This is a genomic window from Candidatus Palauibacter sp. (genome assembly GCF_965197445.1).
Classification (GTDB): Bacteria; Gemmatimonadota; Gemmatimonadetes; order Palauibacterales; family Palauibacteraceae; genus Palauibacter.
Genome location: NZ_CBDANE010000003.1, coordinates 358,779 through 381,895 on the forward strand (window position 1 = coordinate 358,779; position 23,117 = coordinate 381,895).

Below are 23,117 nucleotides of genomic sequence, written 5' to 3' on the forward strand. Positions count from 1 at the left end.
TCACGGCACTCCGCAACGGACACCGTCCATTTTGCATCCCCTGTGGTAGCACCACTGCGTTCGGCACGAGCCCCGGGCCGGGCAGAATCACCTACGCCACGGGGGTGGACATGATCGAGACCAAGTCACGTCCGCAGCCGGAATCCGAGTTTGCCAGACGCGTCGCGACCTGGGTTGCCGTTCTTCTCGCCGTGTACCTCGCGTATTCGGCAACCCACTTCTGGGGCCGGCCGGATGCGGTCGCAGACTTTTTCGCGATGCTGGCCAGACGTCTCCCCGTCATGGTTGCCCAGATCCTCCCGCCCGCGGTGTTCGCCGGTGCTCTGAACGGGTGCGGCATCTTCGGCGGGGGTCCTACCGGTTCGCCGCGGCGTCACTGGGTCTTGCTAGCGATGCTGGCCATGGCGGCATATGCCCTGCCGGCCCTTGTCGCGCCCATGTCCGCGAAGTGGACCGGCTCCGACTGGCCGTTTCCCGCCTCTCTCCTCGAATTCGCGAGGTCCGCGCGCGCTGCCGCAGAGGCCGCGTTGGGGAACGAGACCGCAAGGCATTTGCGTCGAGCGGCGAGCGCTCTGGCGACTCTGTTCGTACCGATTGCGAACGCGGCGTTTGTGTTGCTGGCGGCAGTTCTGGGCGATCTGACCGGAAGATCGACCCGCAGGCTGTCCACCTGGCCCCGCTACGCGACGCGGTGGCTTTCGGGCGGACTCCTGTTCGCGACTTTCTGGATTCCTGCGGCGATGGCCGGCGAATTGGTCGGATACGACGCGGCCTGGGGGGGCCTGCTGTTCGTGCTTCCCCTGTGCGTGCCTCTCGCGGCAGCAGGGATCCTGTTCGCCGTCGTCCGCCCTGATCGCGGGTCCGCCCGTTGACACCCCGCGATGGCAAAACCGGCTTCGACCGGGGGCGGTTTCATGCGGGAGACCACGCGCTGTTTCGCCGTCTGGTGCGCGAGACGTCTCCGCGAATGCTGCGAGTGATCCGCAGCTACGCTCGGGATGACGACCACGCGGCCGATCTGTTGCAGGTCTGCTGGATCCGGATCTACCGGAAGCGCAGGCGATTCTCCGGTACCGGGTCCTTTCTCGGGTGGGCTCTGACGGTGTGCAGGAATGTCTGCAGGATGGAGGCGCGCAAGCGGCACCGCGCCCCCCTGACCCGCCTTGACGAGCGCGGCGATCTCCCCGACCCCACACCCGGCCCATCTGAACAGTTGAGACGCCAGGAGCGGGCGGCCGCCCTTTACTCGGCGCTTGACCGGCTCACGGCGCGGGAGCGGGACGCCATCATGCTGCGCATTCTCGAAGGTCTGAGCACGGCCGAAGTGGCGCGAATATTGGCGGTCAAGGAGGTGTCGGTGCGCTCGATGATCCATCGGGGCCTCAAGAAGCTGCGCCAAATGGATGAACTGATCGAACGGATCCATTGACGACGGAGAACCCCCTATGCTCAAGAAGACGCTCAAGAAGACGCAATGGCTACCGGGTAGGCGGACCGGCGGGCGCACGGAGCCGGACCAGGAGGCAACCGACCGTCTTGTCTCGGCCGTCGTGGCAGGCGATTCAGGACAGGTCGCGGATCCGGCGGACGGAAACACCGATGAGAAAACACTCGAGTTGCTGCGCCTTATCGCCTCGATCCGACGAGTCGGGGCCTCCGATTCGCCGCTCTCGGAGTCCGGCGTGGACGCCATCATGGGCGCCCTGGAGCGAGAGACGCGAGGCGTTCCTCGCCAAGCTGCGTGGCGGGAGTGCCTAGGCATGGCCTCCGGCTTTCTCACGTGCACGTTGACGCTCGGTTCCGGCCTGCTCCTCACGGGTGGAACCGGCGAACTCCAACCTGCGGGTGCGGTCGCGACACCGGTTCTGGCCGCCGCCGTCGCGTCTCTCGCGGCCCTGGCAAGCGTACTCCTTCACAGACGATCGACGCTGCGACTCCCGATCCTCCCCCTGCTGGTCCTCGGTACGCTCGTCATGGGGTCATGCGCCCCCAAGCCCCCGGACACAGCGGCGGTTGAGGTCGAGATCGCCCCTTCGGCGGTCACGACCTTCGACGAAGGCGAAGAGTTGTGGGGGGTGCGCGACATCATCGAGTCCGGCGAAGTGATCTGGGCGCTGACCGAAGCCGCACCTTTTCTGCGGGCGTACGATCGCTCCGGCCGAGTGCTCGCCGACTTCGGCAGATCAGGCCAGGGTCCGGGGGAACTCTTCAACCCCTGGATCCTGTCCGCAGCGACCTCGCCCGGCGAAGTGATCGCGTGGGATCTCGCTACTCGCAGGCGTTCCCGGTTCGATGCGCGAGGCAACTTCGTGACTTCGACGCCCACCCTCATCAGCCCGGGAGGGACCATTCGTGCCGATATCAGGAGCGTGACCTTCGGGGATCCGTTCCGAGTCGCCGAGGACGGCACCGGAGTCCGGGTGGCCAGCTATCCCGGCGGGATCAACCGGGGCGACGACTTCTGGGGCGGCAAGATCCTCGGCATCACGCACGGCGATGCCGAACCGGCCGTGCTCGTGGACTTCGCGGCCGACCTTCCCGGAGCCGCGACCCGCGTTCCGGTCATGGGTCTCGCCCCCGTGCCCCTCTGGGACGGCTGTGCCGATGGCATCGTTGCCGTTCTCGACCCGGTCGACCGCAGCCTTCACCTCTTTGCGTCCGGCGGCATGAAAGACAGGCACATTCCGCTGCCGTGGACAGGTCGACTGCTCTCGCACGAGGAGCGATTGGGCTACGTGCGGGGGATGATGCGGAACGAGATGCGAGACACCAACATCACCGAGGCGGAGATCGAACGCGCCGCCGCGGACGTACTGGCCCGTGCGGGCGATCAGCTGCCGGCGGAAGCCCCGGTTGGCATAGATCTGCGCTGCTCTCCCGGACGGATCTGGATTCAGGAGTTCGATGGTTCGTCTTCTCATCCCCTCGGATATGGAAGGGCGTGGAGGACGGTGTCCCTGACCGACGCGGTGCCACAATTCCAGAGGGTCATCTTCCCCGAAGGGTTCACCCCCTATCGCTTCACGGACTCCGCGGCGATCGGCGTGCTGACGAACTCCATGGAGTTACAGCGCGTAGCGGTTATGCGTCTGGCCGGCGTGTCCTCCCAGCCCGCGCCCACTTCGTCAGATCCTCGGAAGATTGCGACGACTACCCCATTGGGATACCATACGTTGCATGCAGACCGTTGCCGAGACTCCAACTTTTTCCCGCCAGGCCGACAAGCTGTTCAGTGAGGACGAGAAGCGTGAACTGATCGACCATCTGGCGGAGAATCCCTTGGCGGGTGACCAGATTCCGGGGACGGGCGGAGTCCGAAAGATGCGATTCGGGGCCTTGGGCCGCGGCAAACGAGGTGGTGTCCGGGTGATCTACTTTCTACGGAGGTGAAGGAGTGCCAGTCTATGCGCTTCTCGCCTATCCGAAGTCCGCCAAGACCGACTTGAGCCCGGGCGAGCGGCGAGCGGTAGCCGCACTCGTCGAGGCGATCAAGAGTCAGGGGAAGGAAACGCAATGAATACGTTCGGAGAAGACCTGATCCAGTCCCTGAACGAAGCCCTGGCACATGCGAAGGGCGAAGGCCCCGCCATTGTTCACGAGGCCGCAGCCCCGCGCGAGGTCCGGAAACGGGCGAGGCTGACACAGGCTCAGATGGCGGCCCTGATGGGCATGAGCCTGTCCGGCTACCGAAAATGGGAGCAGGGGACACGCCGCGTCAGTGGGCCGGCCGCGACGCTCCTGCGCATCATCGAGCACGAACCCAACGCGGTCGGGCGCGCACTGCTGTCGTCGCCATGACGGACGCTATCGTGCCGCCCTTCGACAGGCGGACCGTATCCGGGGGGCGGGCGGCCCCTCCGTACTTCCTACGGGTTTGACGTGTCGCGACTCACGGTCCTCCGCGCCCGGGCTACCCCCTTAGGGCTAAACGCGGTCGTCTTCTGCACCGCCCTGACGACCGTCTCGTGCGCCGGCCCCGGACCCCGCGCCCGCATCTCGGAGGAGGTGCGCGTCCTCGACACGTACCCGTTCTCGGAGCCGAACCCTGTGCCGGCGCTCGCCACCGACCGCCGGCTGTACCCCTACCACACGTTCGAGGGGTACGCCGCGACGTCGGAGCCCCGGGAATGGAAGGTCGTGAGGATGGAGAACGACCTCATCGAGGTCTTCGTCCTTCCCGAAGTGGGCGGCAAGGTGTGGGGGGCCGTGGTGAAGGAGACCGGCCACGAGTTCATCTATCGGAACGAAGTGATGAAGTTCCGCGACATCGCGCTGCGCGGACCGTGGACCTCCGGCGGCCTCGAGTTCAACTTCGGCGTGATCGGGCACACGCCGGCCACGGCCACCCCCGTCGACTACCTCGTGCGGGAGAACGCGGACGGCAGCGTGAGTACCATCGTCGGCGCCATGGACCTCCCGTCGCGCACGCCGTGGCGGGTCGAGATCCGCCTTCCCGCGGAGCGGGCCGCCTTCGAGACGCGCGTCGTGTGGCACAACCCGACCCCGCTGGAGCAGCCCTACTACAACTGGATGACGGCCGCGGCCTTCGCCCGGGACGACCTGGAGCTGTTCGTGCCCGGCAACGCCTATCTGGAGCACTCCGGTCGGGCGCTCCCCTGGCCCGTGGACGAAGACGGGCGCTTCCTGCCTCTCTACCGCAACAACGCGTTCGGGGGACACAAGTCCTACCACGTCGTGGGGGCGCTCAACGACTTCTTCGGCGGCTACTATCACGACGAGGGCTACGGCTGGGGGCACTGGGCCCCCCACGAAGAAATGCCGGGACGCAAGATGTGGTTGTGGGCGCTCTCCCGTGCAGGCGGCATCTGGGAGGACCTGCTCACCGACACGGACGGACAGTACATCGAGTTCCAGGCGGGACGGCTGCACGTACAGTACTCGCCGGGAGCGGACCGCAACCCCATCTCGCAGGCCGGGTTCGATCCCCTCTCCGCCAGCCGCTGGACCGAGACGTGGTTCCCGCTGGAAGGGACGGGCGGCCTCACCGACGCTTCCCCACACGGCGCCATGCACGTCGAACGGGAGGGTGGCCGCCTGAGGGTGGTGGTCCAGGCGTTCGGGGCCGCGGCCGACACGGTGAGGGCATGGTCCGACGGCGAACTGGTCGCCGAGCGGCCGGTGGCGCTCGAACCCCTCGATCCGGTCGTGATCGATTTCGATGTCGCGCCCGGGCGCCCGTGGCGCTTTTCGGTGCCCGGACTCGGCCTGGAAGCCTGCTCGAACGCGGAAGAACCCGGTCTGGTTGGCGTTTGCGGATTCGGGGGGGAGCCCTCGGTTTCCCGGCCGTTTGCGATGGACCCCGAGGCGTGGGACGCTCTCACGGAGACAGATCGCCTGGTGTTCGAGGCGAGGGAGTTGGCGCGGGGACGCCGCTACGCTGGAGCGCGGACGCTCTACGAGCGGGCGGTCGCGGCCGAGCCGTGGAACCGGGAGGCGCTGCTCGGCCTGGGCGCGCTGGCGCTGAGGTCGGCCCGCCATGAAGAGGGCCTCGCCCACGCGCGGCGCGCGCTCCAGCTCGACACGTACGATCCCGAGGCCAACTTCCTTGCCGGCAACCTCTATCTCGCCCTGGGGCGCCGCGCGGATGCGCTCGACGCGTTCGGCTGGGCCTCCCGTTCGGTGGCTTACAGGGCCGCGGCGCGCATTAGGCTGGCGGATCTCGCGCTCGACGCAGGGGACCTGGCCGAGGCGCGCCGCCACGGCGCGCTGGCGCTCGACCACGACCGGGGGAGCATTCCGGCGCGCGAGGTGCTGGCGATCGCGGCCCGCCTGGAGGGGGACGAGCCCGGCGCCGAGCGGGTGCTGGCGGAGCTGCTCGAGCTCGACCCGCTTAACCATTTCGTGCTGGCGGAGCGATACCTCGCGGCCCGGGCCGCAGGATCCGAGGGCGAAGAGGCCGCGGACGTCGAGGCGACTCGCCTCACCGCGTCGATGCGGAGCGAATATCCGGGGCAGACGCTGCTGGAGCTTGCCGTGGGCTACGCGAACCGTGGGCGGCCCGGCGATGCCGCACGTCTGCTGGAGCTGGCGGATGAGGTGGGCGGAGGCCCCGTAGCCGCGGCGTGGCGCGCCTTCCTGAGGGACGAAGCGGAGATGCTGGGGCCGGGGGCTGATCCCGACTTCGCCTTCCCGTTCCGCGCCGAGACCCTTCCGGTCCTGCGCTGGGCGACCCGCGAAGACCCGCACTGGAGTTGGCGCTACCTGCTCGGCCTGAACCTGTGGGCGCTCGACCGCGACGCGGAGGCCGCCCAAGTGTTGGCGACCCTCGGCGACGAGCCCAACTACGGACCGGCCTATGCGGCCCGCGCGCACCTCACGAAGGCCATGGGAGGCGACCCGGAGCCCGACTTCCGGCGCGCGGTCGAGGTGGATCCCGGCAGCCGGCTCCTCCGCGTCTTCCTCGTCCGGCACCTGCAGGAAACGGAACGCTGGACGGAGGCACTCGAGGCGTCCCGCCGGGGACGGGAGCTCTTCCCGGGCGACTTCAACTTCGACCTCCTCCACGTGCGCGGGCTCCTCCAGGCGGGCCGCCACCGCGACGCCCTCCGCATCCTCGGCGACACCCGCGTCCTCCCCTCGGAGAACTCCGGCGAGAGCCACCGCATGTACGAGTTCGCGAATGTCGGGGCCGCGCTGGACGCATTCGAAGCCGGGGACCGCGCGACCGCCCTCCGTCACCTGGAGGCCGCGCTGTTGTGGCCGGAATCACTCGGTCAGGGCCGCCCCTTCGATCCCGACGAGCGGCTGGTGCGGTTCCTGCTCGGAGCGCTGTCGGAAGGTATCCCGGGCGGGACACCGCCCGGGCCTGTCGAGGCCGAAGCCGCTGCGCTGCGCGCCCGCATCGAGGCGCTCGCCGACACGACGTCCCCGACCGCAGTCATCGAGCGAGCCCTCGTGCGCCGGGCGCTCGCCGCGGCCGCGCGCTTGGAACGCTAGGCTCTTCAGCTTCCGGATCCCTGCCTTGAAGACCTGACAAGCCTCGACCCGGCCTGGTTGGAACTCTCCCTGACCCGTGGCGTAGTGACCGGACAGGGCGGCTCATCGGCCAGGTGCTCGACGGCCGGACCCACCAGCCCGTGGCGACGGCCGCGGTCTCCGTGGCGGAACGTGAGGAGGCGGCCGAGACCAATCGGAGAGGCCGCTTCGTCCTCAGCGGACTCCCTGTCGGCGACTACGAACTCTCGGTTCGGCACCTCGGGTACGCCCCGCTCACGCATCCGGTCACGGTCAGGCGGGGGCTGACGACAGAAGTCGAGGTCGACCTGTCGCCGGATCCCGTGGCGCTGGAGCCCCTCGTGGCGACGGCGACGAGACCCCGCCGCCTGGAGATCAACGGCTTCTACGAGCGCAAGTACTGGGGCGAACTGGTCGCTGGCGGCACGTTCTTCACGGCCGAGGACATCGAGCGCCGAAGCCCCCTCCGCATCACCCACATGATCGCGGACGCCCCCGGGGTCCGGCTCGCGAACTGCGACATGCGGGGTCACGGCTGCAAGCTCTACAGCACGACGAAATCGCGGGGGTTCTCGGACCAGGGCTGCAAGCTGAACATCTACCTCGACGGCAACATCGCCATCCGGGGGAGCAAGGAGCGCTGGAGCCTCACGTCGGGAGGCGGAACCGACGTGAACCCCCGGGAATCGATCAACGATCTCGTCCTCCCGACCGAAATCGCGGGAATCGAGGTGTACACGGGCGCGGGGGCGCTCGCGGCCGAGTTCGGTGGCCCCGATTCCCGCTGCGGCGCCGTCGCGATCTGGACGAAGTAGGACCGGAATGATCCGGGGCAGCCGCATGACCGCCGACCTCCCGGGGATCAGGCTTGCCCCACAGACTGCGGGATCACGTCCCGACCTTCCTCCACGGAGTGTCGCAAGAGCACGCGTCGCTCCCATCAGATCACCGATCCTTCCCCTCTCTAGATGGACGGCACTAGCTGGCTAGCCGCCCGCGGGCGTCCCCTCCTCCGCCGCCAGCGCCGCGCCCTCCTCCTCGTCCACCCGCAGCAGTAGCAGCAACCCCGCGGCGAGAAACACGATGATGGAAGCGATGGCCCAGCGGTGGCTGCCCGTGGCGCCGAGAATGAGCCCGTAGGAGAGCGGTCCCATCACCGAGGCCAACCGTCCCGAGCAGGCGTAGAAGCCGAACAGCTCGCCCTGTTTGCTTCGGGGCACGAACGACGCGAGCAGCGCGCGGCTCGCGGCCAGGTTGGGGCCCACCATGAGGCCCAGGAGGATGGCCGCGGCCCAGAACATGGTCCGGTCGCGCGCGGACCACGCCAGCACGATCGCCACGGTCAGCAGCAGGAGCGTGATCGCGATCGTCCGCTTCCCGCCGATGCGATCCTGGACGAACCCGAAGCCGATCGCGCTCGCGCCGGCGGCCGCGTTCACGACGATGCCGAGGACGAGGAGGTCGGCCGTCTCCATGCCGAACTCGGCCCCGGCGTAGATCGCGGCCATCGTGAGAGCCGTCATGAGGCCGTCGTTGTACACGAGCCGCGCGATGAGGAGCCGGATCGCCTGACGGTAGCGCCGCAGGTCCCGGGCCGTGTCGCCGATTCGCCCGAAGCCCCGGCGCACGTACTCGAAGGCCGACGCTCGCCGCCGCGGCTGCCGTTCGCGCAGGAAGAGGAAGATCGGGATCGAGAACACGAGCAGCCAGCCGGCGGCGAGGAGGTTCGTGGCGCGGACGTTGAGGCCGCCCTCCTCGGGCAGCCAGCCGCTCACCATTCCGAGGGCCGGGAGGAGGCAGAGCAGTCCGCCGAAGTACCCGAACCCCCACCCGAGCCCCGATATCCGTCCCATGTTCTCCCGCGTCGAGAGCTCCGGCAGGAAGGCGTTGCCGAGCGACGAAATGTAGACCGCCCGCGTCCACCAGATCGCGCCTTCGACGGGGTCGGGGGCGATCACCCGTGCGTAGTAGGCCGAGTTCACGCGCGGCGGCCTTTGGGAGCGGGCGGGGGTCCGTTTCGAGGGCTCAAGGGTACGGTCCCGGTGAGGCATCGCGCGATCCGTCGGTTTGTCGCGAACGTTTGTCGCGAACGCATGGCGCGGGGTAGGTTTGTAGGAGTGCCGCCGTAGAGGGCGGCGTCCCCCAGAGGAGGCGGAAGAGGCGGAAGATTCACATGTCCCCACATACAAACGCGAGCGCCAAATCCCACGTCAGCGAGGCCGAGGCCCGCAAGGTCGCCGAAGCCGCGCGCGAGACCGACTGGTCGGGCCGCACCTTCGTCCGAAACCTGTTCCTGGGGAAGTTCCGGCTCGACGCGATCCACCCCTATCCCGACCCGGGAGAGTTCATTTCCGAGCGTGCCCGCGCGTGGACGGAAGACCTCCGCGTCTTTCTCCGGGACGAGGTGGACTCGGACGGCATCGACCGCGACGGCAAGATCCCGCCGGCAGTCGTCGAAGGGCTCGCCGAGCGCGGGGCCTTCGGCATCAAGGTGCCGACAGAATACGGCGGGCTGGGCTTCAACCAGACGGAGTACGCCAACGCGATGCGGGTCGTAGGCTCCGTGGACGGCAACATCGTCGCCCTGCTCTCCGCCCATCAGTCGATCGGCGTGGGACAGCCGCTCAAGATGTTCGGCACGGAGGCGCAGAAGGAGGCGTACTTCCCCCGCCTCGCGAAGGGGGCCGTCAGCGCCTTTGCGCTCACCGAGAACGACGTGGGTTCGGACCCGGCCCGGCTTACGACCTCCGCCGAGCGTACGGAGGACGGGTCCGCCTTCATCCTCAACGGCGAGAAGCTGTGGTGCACGAACGGCACCCTGGCCGAACTCTATGTCGTGATGGCGCGCCACCCCGACACGGGACGCATCTCCGCATTCATCGTCGAGCGCGACTGGCCGGGCGTCGAAGTCGTGAAGCGCTGCCATTTCATGGGGCTTCGGGCGCTCGAGAACGGGATCATCCGTTTCACCAACGTGCGCGTCCCGGCCGAGAACATCCTCTGGAAAGAGGGGAACGGGCTCAAGCTCGCGCTCATCACGCTGAACACGGGCCGGCTGACGATCCCCGCGTCGTCGGTGGGCGGGGCACAGGCCGCGCTCGAAGCGTGCCGGCGCTGGTGTAACGACCGGATCCAGTGGGGCGTGCCGGTCGGAAAACACGAGACGATCGCACACTACCTCACGTCGATCGCGACCCGAACCTACGCCATGTCCGCGATCGCCGACCTCGTGCAGTCGATGGCGGACCGGGGCGGCTACGACATCCGGCTCGAGGCCGCCATGGCCAAGCTCTGGAACACCGAGACGGGCTGGCAGCTGGTCGACGACGCGCTGCAGGTCCGGGGCGGCCGCGGGTACGAGACCGCCGACTCGCTCACGGCGCGGGGAGAGGAACCCGTCGCGGTAGAGCGCTGGCTGCGCGACTTCCGCATCAACCGGATCTTCGAGGGCTCGAGCGAGATCCTGCGGCTGTTCATGGCCCGCGAGGCGGTCGACCGGCACCTCCAGGTCGCGGGCGACCTCGTCGACCCCCGGCTCGGTCTCGGCGCCAAGCTCAAGGCCCTGCCGAAGGCGGCGTGGTTCTACGCGACCTGGTATCCGACGACGTGGATCGGCTGGAGCCTGCCGCCGCGGTTCGCGAGCCACGGGCGTCTGGCGAAGCACCTCCGCTTCGTCGAGCGCAACAGCCGCAAACTGGCCCGGACGATCTTCCACCTCATGGTCCGCCACGGACCGGGGCTCGAGCGGCGCCAGGGGCTGCTCTTCCGCTGCATCGACATCGGGGCCGAGCTGTTCGCGATCGCGGCCGCAGTCACGCGTGCGGACATGTTGCGTCGCCGCGCGGGTGACGCAGCAGGGGACGAGACACGCGAAGCCGTGCGCCTCGCCGACTCGTTCGCGGCCGAGTCACGCCGCCGCGTGGGCGAACTCTTCCGACGGGTCCGCTCGAACCACGACGCGGCCGACTACCGCATCGCCCAGGACATCATGGCCGGCGACTTCACCTGGATGGAGCGCGACATCGTCGGCCTCCAGAAGGCCCAGCTCGAAGCCTGGAAGGGCGCCTCGCCGGAAGTCCATCCGGCCGCCGACACTTCGCACGCGGACACCGCACCGGCCGCACCGGAAGCGGAGGACGTCCGCGAACCCCGACCCAGGGAGGCGGTAGCCGAGGGCGGCGTGTTCTAGGGCCTCAACTCACGCAAACGCTTGCCGGCCCGCCAGATTTCCTGATCGGCCATCTCGCTCAGTTCCGCCTCGAGGCGCTCCCGATAGTCCGTCCTACCGCACGCCTCTATGACGATCCTGGCCTCTTCACCCGTCCGGACGCTCTCGTACAGCTCGTCGAACAGAGGGGTTACCGCCTCACGGAATCTGTGCCGCCAGTCCAGAGCGCCTCTCTGCGCGGTCGTCGAACAGTTCTTGTACATCCAGTCCATCCCGTTCTCCGCGACCAGTGGCATGAGGCTCTGGGTCAGCTCTTCGACGGTTTCGTTGAAGGCCTCCGAGGGCGAATGACCGTTCTTCCGGAGCACCGCGAACTGGGCCTCGAACACGCCGGCGATCGCCCCCATCAGAATGCCGCGTTCCCCGGTCAGATCCGACCACACCTCTTTCTGGAAGTCGGTCTCGAAGAGATAGGCGGACCCGACACCGATCCCCAGCGAGACGACTCTCTCCCTCGCCCGGCCGGTGGCATCCTGGAAGACGGCATAGCTCGAGTTCACGCCCTTCTTCGCCACAAACAGGCGGCGGAGCGACAGTCCGGATCCCTTCGGGGCCACCAGGACGACATCGATCCCGCCCGGCGGGATGATTCCGGTCAGCTCATTGAACGTCACGCCGAAACCGTGGGAGAAACAAAGGCATCTTCCCGGCGTCAGATGAGGCTTGACCTCATCCCAACGCGCGATCTGACCCGCGTCGGACAGCAGGTATTGAATGATCGTCCCCCGACGGGCCGCCTCCCCGATCTCGAAGAGCGTCTCACCCTCGGTCCAACCGTCCTCGATCGCCTTGTCCCACGTAGGAGAACCCCGACGCTGCCCGACGATCACCCTGAAACCGTTATCCCTCAGGTTGAGCGCCTGCCCCGGCCCCTGGACCCCATAACCCAGGACCGCGATCGTCTCGTCCCTGAGGACTTCCGCCGCTCGTTCGAGCGGCCACTCACCGCGCGTAACTACAGTTTCTTCCGCGTCGCCCACACGTATTTTCGCCACAACATGTCCCTCCGTGCTCGAGCGGGTGCTCGTTCCGCTCTCAGGTCAACCTTGCGCGCGGCCGGCCGGACTCAGCCGCCCGCTTCACGACTCACGTCGCTCTCCACTACACGACAGGTAATGCTTACGACCCCTACGAAAGCTCCAATCTGCTTGACCGCCCGACGTACCCGTTCAGCCTGCGCCCGGACGATCAGTTCATGTTCGTAGATTGTGCTGCCCGGGGGGTTGATCAGGCTGAAGCTCTCGATCTCGATCCGATGGCGGCCCAGACACGCCGCGAGGCGGAGCAGCGAAGCGATGTCATGCTCCGTCAGCGCTGAGACTCTATATCGGGTAATCACGGGATCACCTCTGCCGCACGGGGGACTGCCGGTGCGCGGATCGTCGACCCGCCACACTCTATTCGAGGCGAATCTCCGAGCAGCTTGCGCCGGCCGGGACCATCGGGAAGACATTTTCCTCGCGTTCGACGACGACTTCCAGGACAAAAGCCGACTTCGACGCCAGCATCTCGTTGATCGAGAGATCGAGATCAGCCCTGTCGACGACCTGCCTGCCCTCCAGCCCGAAGGCCCTCGCGATTTCCGCGAAGTCGGGATTCGACAACTCGATGGCGGAATAGCGGCGCTCGAAGAACATTTCCTGCCACTGCCGGACCATCCCCAGGTATCCATTGTTCAGGACGATCGCTTTGACAGGTATCCCTTCCTGCTTGATGGCCCCCAGTTCCTGAAGCGTCATCTGGAAGCCGCCGTCGCCGATGACCGCAATAATCGGATGATCCGGCCTCGCGACCACGGCCCCCATCGCGGCCGGCAGGGCGAACCCCATCGTACCGAGGCCGCCCGACGTGATGAATCCGCCACTCTCGTCGAACCCGTAGTACCTCGCCGCGGCCATCTGGTGCTGGCCCACATCCGCGACGAGAATCGCCCGGCCTTCGGTGCGCTCGGAGAGCCGGTGAATTACTTCGGCCATCCGGATTCCGGGCGAACCCGGGCGGAGATCTCCGTCGATCACGCGCTCGCGCTCGATCGCGAGGCACTGGCCGAACTCGGCAAGCCAGGCGTCGTGTGAGCAGCTCGCTACGCCCCTCGCGAGGGCAGCCAGAGCCTCTCTTGCGTCTGCGAGGATCCCCACGTCGGCGGGCACGTTCTTGCCGATCTCGGAGGCATCGATATCCACGTGCACGACCCTCGCCTGGCGTGCGTACTTCGTGAGGTCCCCGGTCACGCGGTCGTCGAACCTCATACCGACGGCGACGAGCACATCGCACTCGTTCGTCTTGAGATTGGGTCCGTAGTTCCCGTGCATGCCCAACAGGCCGACGTACAGAGGGTGCCGGGTGGGTATGGCGCCCAGTCCCAGCAGAGTGCAGGCAAATGGTAGTCCCGCTCTCTCCACGAAGTCCCTGAGTTCGTTCTGCGCCCGGGCCAGCAGGACGCCCTGGCCCACGAGGACGAGCGGCTTGCGCGCCTCGTCAATGAGGCGGCACGCGGCCTCGACGCTATCTTCGTTCAACGTCGGACGGGGCTGATACCCGCGCACCTCGGGCACCGGTGCGACGGAAGGGTACTCGAGGCTCCTGAACTGGGCGTCCTTCGTGATATCGATCAGGACGGGGCCCGGGCGACCGCTGCGGGCGATGTACAGCGCCTTCGAGACGACCGCCGGGATCTCGTCGGGATCCGTGATCTGATAGTTCCATTTTGTCAGGGGCGCGGTGACGGACATCACGTCGGTTTCCTGAAATGCGTCCGAGCCCAGCGCGGCCGACGTAACCTGTCCGGTGACGCACACCACGGGCGTACTGTCCAGCTTCGCGTCGGCGATTCCCGTGACCAGGTTGGTCGCCCCCGGCCCGGACGTGGCGATGCACACGCCAGTTTCCCCCGACGCGCGGGCGTACCCCTCCGCCGCGTGGACGGCGCCCTGCTCGTGGCGGACCAGCACGTGGCGGATCCTGTCGTCGAAGCCGAGCAGCGCATCGTACACGGGCATGATCGCGCCGCCGGGATACCCGAAGGCGACACGCACGCCGCCCCGTACAAGCGAAAGCACCAGAGCTTCGGCCCCCGAGATCGTTCGGGCTTGCCGGACCGGGTCTCCCTCGGCGTCCGGCAGTCCGACGTCCCCACCCGCTCTGATTACGGCTGTTTCGCGCTCAACCATTGCACGTCCGATCTGTAGTGCAGCCTTCCGAGGCCGGGGATACGGTGCTGGCATACCTGAACAGAGCACCGGAAGACGCCCGCAGGGGGGGCGCCGTCCATGCGTCCCGGCGGGCTTCGATTTCCGCTGACGGGATGTCGACGTCGATCGTATTCTCGATCGCGTCGATCCGGACGCGGTCGCCATCGGCGATGAGGGCGATCAACCCGCCCTCCTGCGCTTCAGGTGTGATATGCCCGACGACGAATCCATGGGTGCCGCCGGAAAAGCGGCCGTCCGTGATCAGGGCGACGTCACCCCCCAGGCCTCTCCCCATGATCATCGAAGTCGGCGTCAACATCTCGGGCATGCCGGGGCCGCCTCGCGGTCCCTCATAGCGGATGACGATCACGTCACCCTTCCGGATCCGCCCCTCGCCGATCGCGCAATTTGCCTCGGCTTCGCTGTCGAACACCTTCGCCGGCCCCTCGAAGACCTCGCCTTCCTTGCCCGTGATCTTCGCCACCGCTCCGCCTTCGGCGACGTTGCCATACAGAATCCGCAGGTGTCCGGAGGCCTTGATGGGATCGGCCGTGCCATGGATCACGTCCTGATCGTCGGCCAGCGACGGGACCTCGGCAGCGTTCTCGGCCAGCGTCTTCCCCGTCAGGGTCATGCAGTCGCCGTGAAGCAGGCCTTCCGCCAGCAGCATCCTGATGACGCCCGGCATCCCGCCGATGGCGTACAGATCTTGCATGACGTAGGGCCCGCTGGGCCTGAAGTCCGCGAGTAGCGGGGTCCGGTCACTGATCCGCTGAAAATCGTCGACAGTCAGGTCCAGCTCGAGCGTCCGGGCTATGGCGAGCAGATGAAGAACGACGTTGGTCGACCCTCCGATTACGATGGCGAGGGTGATGGCGTTCTCGAGAGCCTCGCGCGTCAGGATGTCCGAAGGACGAAGGTTCCGCTCGAGCAGGAGGCGAATCGCCGCGCCGGCCTTCCGACATTCGGCGATCTTCGCTTCACTTGTCGCCGGGTTCGACGAACTGTAGGGCAGACTCATTCCCATGACTTCGATGACCGAAGCCATCGTGTTGGCCGTGAACATCCCGCCACAGGCGCCGGCCCCCGGGCAACTCAGGCGGACGATGCGGCCGAATTCCTCGGAAGTGATGGTCCCCGCCAGGTGCTGTCCGAGCGCCTCGAAGGAAGAGACCACATCCAGCCGGTCCCCGTTGTGATGTCCGGGCGCGATGGTGCCGCCGTAGATCATCAGGGAGGGCCGGTCGAGTCGGCTCATGGCGATCATGGCGCCGGGCATGTTCTTGTCGCAGCCCATGATCGTGACGAGACCGTCGTAGTGCTGCGCGGAGGCGATGGTCTCGATCGAATCCGCGATCAGGTCACGCGAAGGGAGCGAATAGCGCATGCCGGGCGTTCCCATCGAGATTCCGTCGCTCACACCGATGGTGTTCGAAATGAAGCCGACCAGCTCCTCTGACCCGACCCCTTCCTTGACCACGGCGGCCAGGTCGTTCAGGTGCATGTTGCAGGGGTTGCCTTCGTAACCCGAACTGACGATGCCGACCTGGGGACGCTCGAGATCAGCTTCGGACAGCCCCGCGGCAAACAGCATCGCGCGGGCCGCCGGCCGGTCCTGTCGTTGCGTCAGTTCCCTGCTGACTCGATTCAGCATCTCTGCTCTCTCTTCGCTCGTTTCGGGGTGCCGAGAGCGCCGACGACCAAGGTCCCCATTTCCGCAGTCGACACCGGGGCCCGACCGCCGGCAGCCCATAGATCGGCCGTTGCGTAGCCGTCCCGCAGCACCCTGGCCACCGCGTCACCGATCGCGTTCGCCTCCTCCGGCAGCTCGAAGGTCAGATCAAGCATCATGGCCACGGAGAGGATCGCGCCGACCGGGTTCGCTATTCCCTTGCCCGCGATATCGGGGGCGGTCCCATGAACCGGCTCGTAGAGACCGACATCGCCGCCCACGCTCGCCGAGGGCAGCATGCCGAGGCTACCACAGAGCACGGCCGCTTCGTCGCTGAGAATGTCGCCGAACATATTGTTCGTCAGAAGGACATCGAACTGACGTGGATTGGAAATCAGCTGCATCGCACAGTTGTCGACGAACATGCTTGCGAACTCTATGTCCGCGTATTGGCCGGCCACTTCGCCGGTAATGCGGCGCCAGAGGACGGACGACGCCAGCACATTCGCCTTGTCGATCGACGTCACCTTCCTGCGTCGCGTGCGGGCAAGTTCGAAGGCCGATTCGGCGATTCGCCGGATCTCGGCCTCGCTGTAGATCTCGGTATCGTACGCGACACCGTTTTCGATCCCGCGCGGGCGTCCGTAGTAGATGCCCCCCAGCGCCTCGCGAACTATGACGAGATCTACGCCACGAACGTGATCGGCACGGAAGGGAGATGTACCGACGACCGTATCGGGCACCGCAATCGGCCGGAGGTTGGCGTAGTTCCCCAACAGTTCCCGCAACTCCAGAAGCCCCTTCGCGGGGTCGACCGTCGGCCCGTTTGCAGGCTGCACGGCGAACCCGACGGCTCCGAGGAGCACGGCGTCGACACTGACTGCCAGCTTGCGCGTTTCTTCGGGAAGCGGCGTGCCGAAACGCTCGATCGCTTCCGCGCCCATCGAGCCCTCGATGATGTCGAACCGATGTCCGTACAGCTCTTCGATGGCTGCGAGGACCCGGCGCGCTTCGCGCAGGACCTCGGGGCCGACACCATCGCCGGGCAGAACCAGAATGCGCCCGTCCATCTGTCTAGCGGGCGCCCTGGATGGCCGCGGCGGCTCCCCCCCGCGCCATGTGCGAGGGTAGCAATGCCGCCTTGTTCATCGCATCCAGATACGATCGGGCCGCGGCGATGTTGAGATCGGTGCTGGCGGCGCGGCCCAGGACCTCGGTGCCGCCGAAGTCCGCGCGGATAAAAACTTCACCGACGTCCCCATCTCTGAGTGTGGTGTCGAAGATCGCGACGCGAGGCATGGGTTACTCCCGGGAACGCCTGGAAGGATGATAAAAAGTGTCGGAACATAAGCCGGGCGGTGTGCTGCGCAAGCTGCGCGCGCGCTGCCGGTTAGCCCGCTTGTCCGATTTCCGGTCCTACCCGCTACCCGAGACGGCACGAAACGTGCCCGCGGGGACACAGACCCCGTTAGCCGAAGCCGCCGCCGAACCTTTCGATGAAAGTTCGTTCCCGCTCGGTGAGGGCGGACCATCCGAGCCCTTTGACCTTTGTGGAGATCCGCTCGTACTCATCTCGGTTCACCGGGTGGAGCGAGGCCGGCTCGATCTGACGCCACTTCACGGTCAGCTCGCGCTCCCCCAGGCTCGCGCCGGGACTCTCTGACTGCTTCCGGAACTGCGCCGCCGGGGAGCGGGCGGCCCGGACCCGAAGGTAGAGCCAGCCGCCGAGGAAGCCGCCCAGGTGGGCGAAGTGCGCCACGCCGCCGCCGACGCCGCCGAGTCCCGACCACAGCGAGATGAGCGTGAAGAAGATGACGAGGAAACGGATCTGGACCGGGATGACGAACCAGATCAGCACGCGGTCGCGCGGCCAGAACCGGGCGTAGGCAAAGAGCACGCCGTACACGGCCGCCGACGCCCCGACCATCGGCACGTAGAGGCCTCCCTGCGACATCATGAGGAAGGTCCAGAGGATGTGGACGATGGCGCCCACGAGCCCCGCGGTGAGGTACAGCTTCAGGAACGTCCCCGACCCCAGGCGCATCTCGAGCTTCGGTCCGAAGAAGAAGAGCGCGAGCATGTTGAAGAAGATGTGGGAGAACCCGCCGGGGTCATGCAGAAACTGGTAGGTGATGAGGGTCCACGGCTTGACCAGCACCTGGGCCGGAACCAGCGACAGCTGCGAGAACAAGGTGAGGTTGCCGCGTGTCACGACGAACATGAGAAGGTTGGCCAGCAGCAGCTGGCCGACGACGCGGGTCATGAGTCCATCATCTCCGTGAACTTTCCGGCCAGCGCGGGGCCCACGCCCGCATCCTCGTGCTTGAAGAAGGCGTATGCGCGCGTCCAGTCCGAGGCGCGCAGCCGGGTGGCCCAGGACTCCAGCTCCTCGTCCGAGTACGCGCTCCGTCGCAGCCGCAGGTAGGTCCAGTCCGCCGTCTCGACGAGCGGCGCGTCATCCCCGTCGTCCGTCTCCGCGAGGCAGAGGGCACAGTTCCTGGCCCGCAGGATGTCGAACACCCCGTCGTCGAACCACGAGGCGTGCCGGAACTCGAACGCCGACGTCCCGGGATTCGGAAGCTGGCCCACGAACCGTGCGAGCCGTTCATCATCTCGTTTGAAGTTGGGCGGAAGCTGGTACAGGATCACGCCGGCGCGGTCCGCCAGCGCGGCCGCCGTCTGTACGAGATACTCCGTCTCCTCCTCCGCGTTCTGCAGCCGCTTGAAGTGGGTGATGCGACGCGAGGCCTTGAGCGAGAACCGGAACCCGTCCGGCACCGCTTCGGCCCACGCCTCCAGCACGTTCTCGCGCGGCATGCGGTAGAAGGTGTTGTTGATCTCCACGGATCGGAGCCGGCGGCCATAGAAGGACAACATCTCCTTGTTGGGGAGATCCTCCGGGTAGAAGCTCCCCTTCCACGCGGGGTAGCTGTAGCCGCTGGTACCGATCCAGACCTGCATCCGTGTTCCTGTAGTCCCGTTCCTGCGGAGGGTGGCGGGCGGGGAGGGATCATACGGCGTCAGCCCGGCGGGGCCAACGCGCAGGCGGGGTGGTGGCCGGTTCAGAGGACTCGGATCGGTCCCGGATAGCGCCCCAGGATTTCGTCCGCCGTCCACAGGGCCAACCCTTCGAGTTGTGCCTGTGCGACCAGTAGACGGTCGAACGGATCCTTGTGGATCGGCGGTAACAGATCCACAGCCGCCGCGTGGGCCCCCGTTACCGACAACTCGGTGTACCCGTGCGCCAGCAGCCTGTGGCGAAGGATGCGCGGATCAACGCTGAAATCGGCCCGCCCCTGTCCGCTCTTGATTGCGATTTCCCACAGAGAAGCGGCGCTGTAGAGCAAAGCTGTCCCGGGATCTTCGATCGTTGCCCGCGCGGCGGAAGGCAGCCGGTCTGGAGTACCCGCGGCCCAGAGCAGGACGTGAGTATCGAGCAGCACCGTCACGCATCACCTTCGAACATCGCTTCAATCTCCCGGGACCCCATGCGATCAAAGTCGGCGGGCACGGAGATTTCTCCGGCCATGAACCCGGTGCGGCGGGCTTCGCCTGGCTCGGGCGTATCGATCGAAACGACCCTGACCAACGGCTTTCCGGCGCGCGCGATCACGAACGGCTCGCCATCGACGGCCGCCCGGACGAGACGGGAAAGGTGCGTCTTGGCCTCGTGCATGTTGACGGTGCGCATCACTGCCTCCTGGACTTAGTCTTGTGAACCTAGTCCAGTCGCGCATCCGCGTCCACTGAATCCTGCGTCGATATCGAGGAGGACCTTGCCGAAGGATCGGTTGGACTCGACGTAGCGGTGCGCTTCCGCGGCCTCCGTGAGGGGGAACGCGCGGTCGATGACGGGGCGGAGCCGGGAGGAGTCCTCGTCGGGGGCCGTGAACCCGGGGAGAAAGCGCGTCGCGAACATCTCCGTCAGCTGCGCCTTCTCCGCCTTCGAACGAGCACGGAGGACGGTGCCCACCACCGTGGCGCGCTTGCCCATGAGCTGGCGGAGGTCCGCCTGCACCCGCATGCCGCCGAGGACGCCGACGATGACGAGGCGGCCCAGCGTGGCCAGGCTGGCCATGTTCGCCTCCCAGTACGGGGCGCCGACGGTGTCGACGATGACATCCGCTCCCGCCCCGCGGGTGTGACGCGCCACCTCGTCGGCGAACGAGCCCGCGTGGCGGTCGACGCCGAGATCGAGCGGCAAGCCCGCTTCACGGATCTTCTCGATCTTGCCCCCCGACGCCGTGCCGATGATCGAGGCGGCGCCGATCGCCCGCGCGAGCTGGAGCGCCGCCGTCCCGACGCCGCCCCCCGCCGTGTGCACGACCACTCGCTCGCCCGGTCGCAAGCCGCCGCGCTCGACGAGGGCATCGGCCGCTGTGAGGAACACCTCCGGGATGGCGCCGGCTTCGAGCCAACCGAGGCCCGGCGGGACGGCAAGCAGCTGCCCGGCCGGGACCGCCGTGCGCTCGGCGTACCCGCCCCCGCCCAGGATGCCCATCACGCGGTCGCCCGCCGACCACCCCGAGACGCCGGCCCCTACGGTTTCGATCTCGCCCGCGAACTCGAGCCCCGGGATATCCGCGGGGACGTCTCGCGGCGCGGGGTAGCGTCCGAGGCGCTGGAGCAGATCGGCCCGGTTGATGCCCGCGCATCGGACGCGCACGACCACCGCGCCCGCCCCGGCCACCGGGTCGTCGCGCTCGACCAGTTCGAGTACATCGGGGCCCCCGGGCTCGCGGATCCGGATCGCCCTCATGCGCCGGCGCTCCCGCCCGAGGGGGTTGCCCCGGTCGCGGAACCGGCCGCGAAGGCGCGCCGGGCCGCGGCCAGCCGCTCGGGGGTCCCGATGTCGTACCACGGCGTGCCCGTCGCGTCGAACACCCCTACCCGCTCGCCGTCACCGATCCAGTCCATGTAGGAATCCATGATCGAGAAAGTGCCGCCCTCCGCGGAGCGCTCGAAGACACGCTCGGAGAGTACGTGGATGCCGCAGAAGCCGTATTCCCGGGTCTCGCCGCCGGGCGAGGGCGGGCGGGCGATGACCTCCCACCCCTCCGTGTGGTTCGCGCGGCCCACCACACCGTCGCCGTCCAGCAGCAGAGGACGCGTCGTCGCCCGCTCCGCCACCACCAGCGTCGCCAGCCGTCCGTCCCGCGCCTCGCCCTCGACGTGCGCGTGGTATAGCGCGGCCAGATCGACAGCCGTCGCCACGTCGCAGTTGTGGAGCAGAAACGGCGCCTCCGCCTCGAACAGCGGCCCCGCGTGGAAGAGCCCGCCGCTGGTGTCGAGGGGAGCCGGCGAGACCTCGTCCTCGCGCGACACCACCACTGGTACGCCCAGGGGCGACGCCGCCGCCCATTCCGCGACCTGGTGAGCCAGGTGGTGGGCGTTGACGATCACGCGGTGCGCGCCGGCCGCGACCAGGTTTCCGGCGACCCGCTCCACCAGCGGCACTCCGCCGAAGTCGATCAGCGCCTTGGGCGTCGTATCCGTGAGCGGCCGCAGGCGGCGGCCCTTCCCCGCCGCGAAGATCATCGCTTCCATCGACGCTCCCGGCCTTCCGGTCAGACCCGCGCGGGGCGGCGCGGCCAGTCCGCCGACTCCCGGTGCGTCAGCGTCACGCGCACGTCGGGATGGCTCATGAGGATGTGCTGGCTCAGACGCTCGGCCATGTAGACCGAACGGTGCTGGCCGCCCGTACACCCGAAGTGGACGCTCAGACTGTGGAACCCACGCTCCACATAGTTGGCGATGTGCTCGTCCACGATCCCGCGCACCTGCTCCCAGAACAACTGCGCCTCGGGTCGCGCCGCGATGAACGCGATCGTCTCCTCATCGAGACCCGTGAGCTGGCGGTACGCCTCCTCCCGTCCCGGGTTGGGGAGCCCGCGGCAGTCGAACACATGTCCCCCGCCGTGCCCCGAGGTATCCGCCGGATAGCCGCCCGAGAAGCGGAAGCTCGAGAGCGTGATTTCGAGCCCCCCGTCGACGTCCGCCGCACCTTCGGCGCGGCCCCAGCGGTCGGCGATCGCCCCCAACGCCCCTTCGAGCTCGGGGACATCGAGCGGGAGACCGCCGTCGAGCAGTCCGCGGAGGTTCTCGGCCGCGTACGGGACGCTCTGCAGAAAACCCGGCTTTCGCTCGAAGAAACCCCTGTAGCCGTAAGCCCCCAGCGCCTGCAGGACGCGCACGAGGACGTAGCCGGGCCACAGTTCGAGAAACTCGTCCCGCTGCGAGATCCCGCGCGCCTCGAGGCCGTCGATGTAGTGGTCCAGCAACGCCTCCCGGTGCCGCTGGGCGAGATTCGCCTTGGCGTCGTAGAGAAGCGACGCGACGTCGTACTGGAGCGCCCCGCGTCGTCCGCCCTGGTAGTCGATGAACCAGGGTTCGGGGCCGTCCGGTCCGGGCCGCACCATCACGTTCCGTGACTGAAGATCGCGGTACAGGAATCCGGACCGCCCGTACGCGAGCAGATGGCGCGCGAGCCGCGAGAAGTCCCGCTCCAGGCGGGCTTCATTGAACGGGATGTGGGCCAGCTTCAGGAAGTGGTACTTGAAGTAGTTGAGATCCCAGAGGATGGACTGGCGGTCGAACCCCGCCCTGGGATAGGCGCGACGGAAATCGATCCGCTCTCCCCCCTCGATCTGAAACCGGGGCAGGATCTCCAGCACCCGCCGATAGAGAGGGAGTACAGCCTCCGGAAAGGCGTCCGAACCGGGACCGCGCGCCTCCTTGATCGTGTCGAAGAGTGTCGTGTCGCCGAGGTCCTCGAGGAGCCAGACGCCGGCCTTCTCGTGGGCTCCGTACACCTCCGGCACCGGCAGGCCGAGTTCGTGCAGCGTGCGGGAAAAGGAGAGAAACGCCCGGTTCTCATTCGAGTCGGGCCCGTGGGCGCCCACGGCGGACGTGCCATCGCGGGCCGTCAGGCGCCAGTAGCTGCGGGCCGACCCGTCCGGGGCGACCGGGCGCACGTCATCCGGCAGTTCACCGTGCCAGTCGACGAAGAGCGCCGAAGCAAGATCGACGAGCGTTGTGCCCGGAGTCACCG

General features: G+C 67.6%; 22 protein-coding genes. 8 read left to right on the forward strand and 14 right to left on the reverse strand.

Translation table 11 applies throughout. From position 1 onward, the window contains the following. Positions 1-110 precede the first annotated feature (110 nt). The 7 genes from ACN9M6_RS02280 (at position 111) to ACN9M6_RS02310 (ending at position 7,790) form a co-directional block, all read left to right on the forward strand. Positions 111-872: a hypothetical protein gene (locus ACN9M6_RS02280; RefSeq protein ID WP_419161291.1), complete on the forward strand. Its 762-nt coding sequence runs from the start codon at positions 111-113 to the stop codon at positions 870-872. After that, positions 869-1,429, forward strand: a complete 561-nt coding sequence (locus ACN9M6_RS02285) for an RNA polymerase sigma factor (RefSeq protein WP_419161292.1) — start codon at positions 869-871, stop codon at positions 1,427-1,429. Before ACN9M6_RS02280 ends, ACN9M6_RS02285 begins: the two co-directional genes overlap by 4 nt. 16 nt (positions 1,430-1,445) lie before the next feature. Continuing rightward, positions 1,446-3,236, forward strand: a complete 1,791-nt coding sequence (locus tag ACN9M6_RS02290) for a hypothetical protein (protein WP_419161293.1) — start codon at positions 1,446-1,448, stop codon at positions 3,234-3,236. A 158-nt stretch (positions 3,237-3,394) separates the two neighbouring features. Next, positions 3,395-3,517 carry a hypothetical protein gene (locus ACN9M6_RS02295; protein ID WP_419161294.1) on the forward strand — a complete coding sequence of 41 codons (123 nt, stop codon included), beginning with the start codon at positions 3,395-3,397 and terminating at the stop codon, positions 3,515-3,517. Continuing rightward, the gene (locus ACN9M6_RS02300) at positions 3,514-3,798 is read left to right on the forward strand and encodes a helix-turn-helix domain-containing protein (RefSeq protein WP_419161295.1); all 285 of its coding nucleotides are present in this window, start codon (positions 3,514-3,516) and stop codon (positions 3,796-3,798) included. The genes ACN9M6_RS02295 and ACN9M6_RS02300 overlap by 4 nt, the downstream gene beginning before the upstream one ends. An 81-nt stretch (positions 3,799-3,879) precedes the next feature. Then, a complete protein-coding gene (locus ACN9M6_RS02305) occupies positions 3,880-6,957 on the forward strand; it encodes a DUF5107 domain-containing protein (RefSeq protein WP_419161296.1) in 3,078 nt (1,025 codons plus the stop codon). A gap of 113 nt (positions 6,958-7,070) precedes the next feature. Further along, the gene (locus ACN9M6_RS02310; protein ID WP_419161297.1) at positions 7,071-7,790 is read left to right on the forward strand and encodes a carboxypeptidase regulatory-like domain-containing protein; all 720 of its coding nucleotides are present in this window, start codon (positions 7,071-7,073) and stop codon (positions 7,788-7,790) included. Positions 7,791-7,961: 171 nt separating this feature from the next. Here the strand turns inward: ACN9M6_RS02310 and ACN9M6_RS02315 are convergent, their stop codons facing one another. After that, the gene (locus tag ACN9M6_RS02315; protein WP_419161298.1) at positions 7,962-8,957 is read right to left on the reverse strand and encodes an MFS transporter; all 996 of its coding nucleotides are present in this window, start codon (positions 8,955-8,957) and stop codon (positions 7,962-7,964) included. A 191-nt stretch (positions 8,958-9,148) separates the two neighbouring features. On the opposite strand from ACN9M6_RS02315, the gene ACN9M6_RS02320 reads away from it, so the two are divergent. Beyond that, positions 9,149-11,164 carry an acyl-CoA dehydrogenase family protein gene (locus ACN9M6_RS02320; protein ID WP_419161299.1) on the forward strand — a complete coding sequence of 672 codons (2,016 nt, stop codon included), beginning with the start codon at positions 9,149-9,151 and terminating at the stop codon, positions 11,162-11,164. Here the strand turns inward: ACN9M6_RS02320 and ilvC are convergent. From ilvC to ACN9M6_RS02385, 13 genes are all read right to left on the reverse strand, one after another. Further along, complete coding sequence (gene ilvC, locus ACN9M6_RS02325; RefSeq protein ID WP_419161300.1) at positions 11,161-12,198, reverse strand: ketol-acid reductoisomerase; 1,038 nt, start codon at positions 12,196-12,198, stop codon at positions 11,161-11,163. The genes ACN9M6_RS02320 and ilvC overlap by 4 nt on opposite strands. Positions 12,199-12,269: 71 nt before the next feature. Beyond that, entirely contained in the window at positions 12,270-12,542 is a 273-nt protein-coding gene (locus ACN9M6_RS02330) for a hypothetical protein (protein WP_419161301.1), read from the reverse strand. A 58-nt stretch (positions 12,543-12,600) separates the two neighbouring features. After that, complete coding sequence (ilvB, locus tag ACN9M6_RS02335) at positions 12,601-14,373, reverse strand: biosynthetic-type acetolactate synthase large subunit (protein ID WP_419161302.1); 1,773 nt, start codon at positions 14,371-14,373, stop codon at positions 12,601-12,603. Continuing rightward, positions 14,366-16,048, reverse strand: a complete 1,683-nt coding sequence (ilvD, locus tag ACN9M6_RS02340) for a dihydroxy-acid dehydratase (RefSeq protein ID WP_419161303.1) — start codon at positions 16,046-16,048, stop codon at positions 14,366-14,368. Before ilvD ends, ilvB begins: the two co-directional genes overlap by 8 nt. Then, entirely contained in the window at positions 16,042-17,136 is a 1,095-nt protein-coding gene (gene leuB / locus ACN9M6_RS02345) for a 3-isopropylmalate dehydrogenase (protein WP_419161304.1), read from the reverse strand. The genes ilvD and leuB overlap by 7 nt, the downstream gene beginning before the upstream one ends. A 4-nt stretch (positions 17,137-17,140) precedes the next feature. Further along, complete coding sequence (locus ACN9M6_RS02350; RefSeq protein WP_419161305.1) at positions 17,141-17,365, reverse strand: hypothetical protein; 225 nt, start codon at positions 17,363-17,365, stop codon at positions 17,141-17,143. A gap of 169 nt (positions 17,366-17,534) precedes the next feature. Further along, the gene (locus ACN9M6_RS02355; protein ID WP_419161306.1) at positions 17,535-18,329 is read right to left on the reverse strand and encodes a rhomboid family intramembrane serine protease; all 795 of its coding nucleotides are present in this window, start codon (positions 18,327-18,329) and stop codon (positions 17,535-17,537) included. Continuing rightward, positions 18,326-19,027: a DUF72 domain-containing protein gene (locus ACN9M6_RS02360; protein ID WP_419161307.1), complete on the reverse strand. Its 702-nt coding sequence runs from the start codon at positions 19,025-19,027 to the stop codon at positions 18,326-18,328. The genes ACN9M6_RS02355 and ACN9M6_RS02360 overlap by 4 nt, the downstream gene beginning before the upstream one ends. 101 nt (positions 19,028-19,128) lie before the next feature. Further along, complete coding sequence (locus ACN9M6_RS02365; protein ID WP_419161308.1) at positions 19,129-19,515, reverse strand: type II toxin-antitoxin system VapC family toxin; 387 nt, start codon at positions 19,513-19,515, stop codon at positions 19,129-19,131. Then, positions 19,512-19,757 (reverse strand): type II toxin-antitoxin system Phd/YefM family antitoxin, encoded by a 246-nt coding sequence (locus tag ACN9M6_RS02370; RefSeq protein ID WP_419161309.1) that lies wholly within the window; start codon positions 19,755-19,757, stop codon positions 19,512-19,514. The genes ACN9M6_RS02365 and ACN9M6_RS02370 overlap by 4 nt, the downstream gene beginning before the upstream one ends. A 15-nt stretch (positions 19,758-19,772) precedes the next feature. Continuing rightward, a complete protein-coding gene (locus ACN9M6_RS02375) occupies positions 19,773-20,825 on the reverse strand; it encodes an NAD(P)H-quinone oxidoreductase (protein WP_419161310.1) in 1,053 nt (350 codons plus the stop codon). After that, entirely contained in the window at positions 20,822-21,613 is a 792-nt protein-coding gene (locus ACN9M6_RS02380; RefSeq protein WP_419161311.1) for a nucleotidyltransferase family protein, read from the reverse strand. Before ACN9M6_RS02380 ends, ACN9M6_RS02375 begins: the two co-directional genes overlap by 4 nt. 20 nt (positions 21,614-21,633) lie before the next feature. Continuing rightward, positions 21,634-23,115, reverse strand: coding sequence for a RapZ C-terminal domain-containing protein (locus ACN9M6_RS02385; protein ID WP_419161312.1), 1,482 nt, complete (start codon positions 23,113-23,115; stop codon positions 21,634-21,636). Between the last annotated feature and the right edge of the window lie 2 nt (positions 23,116-23,117).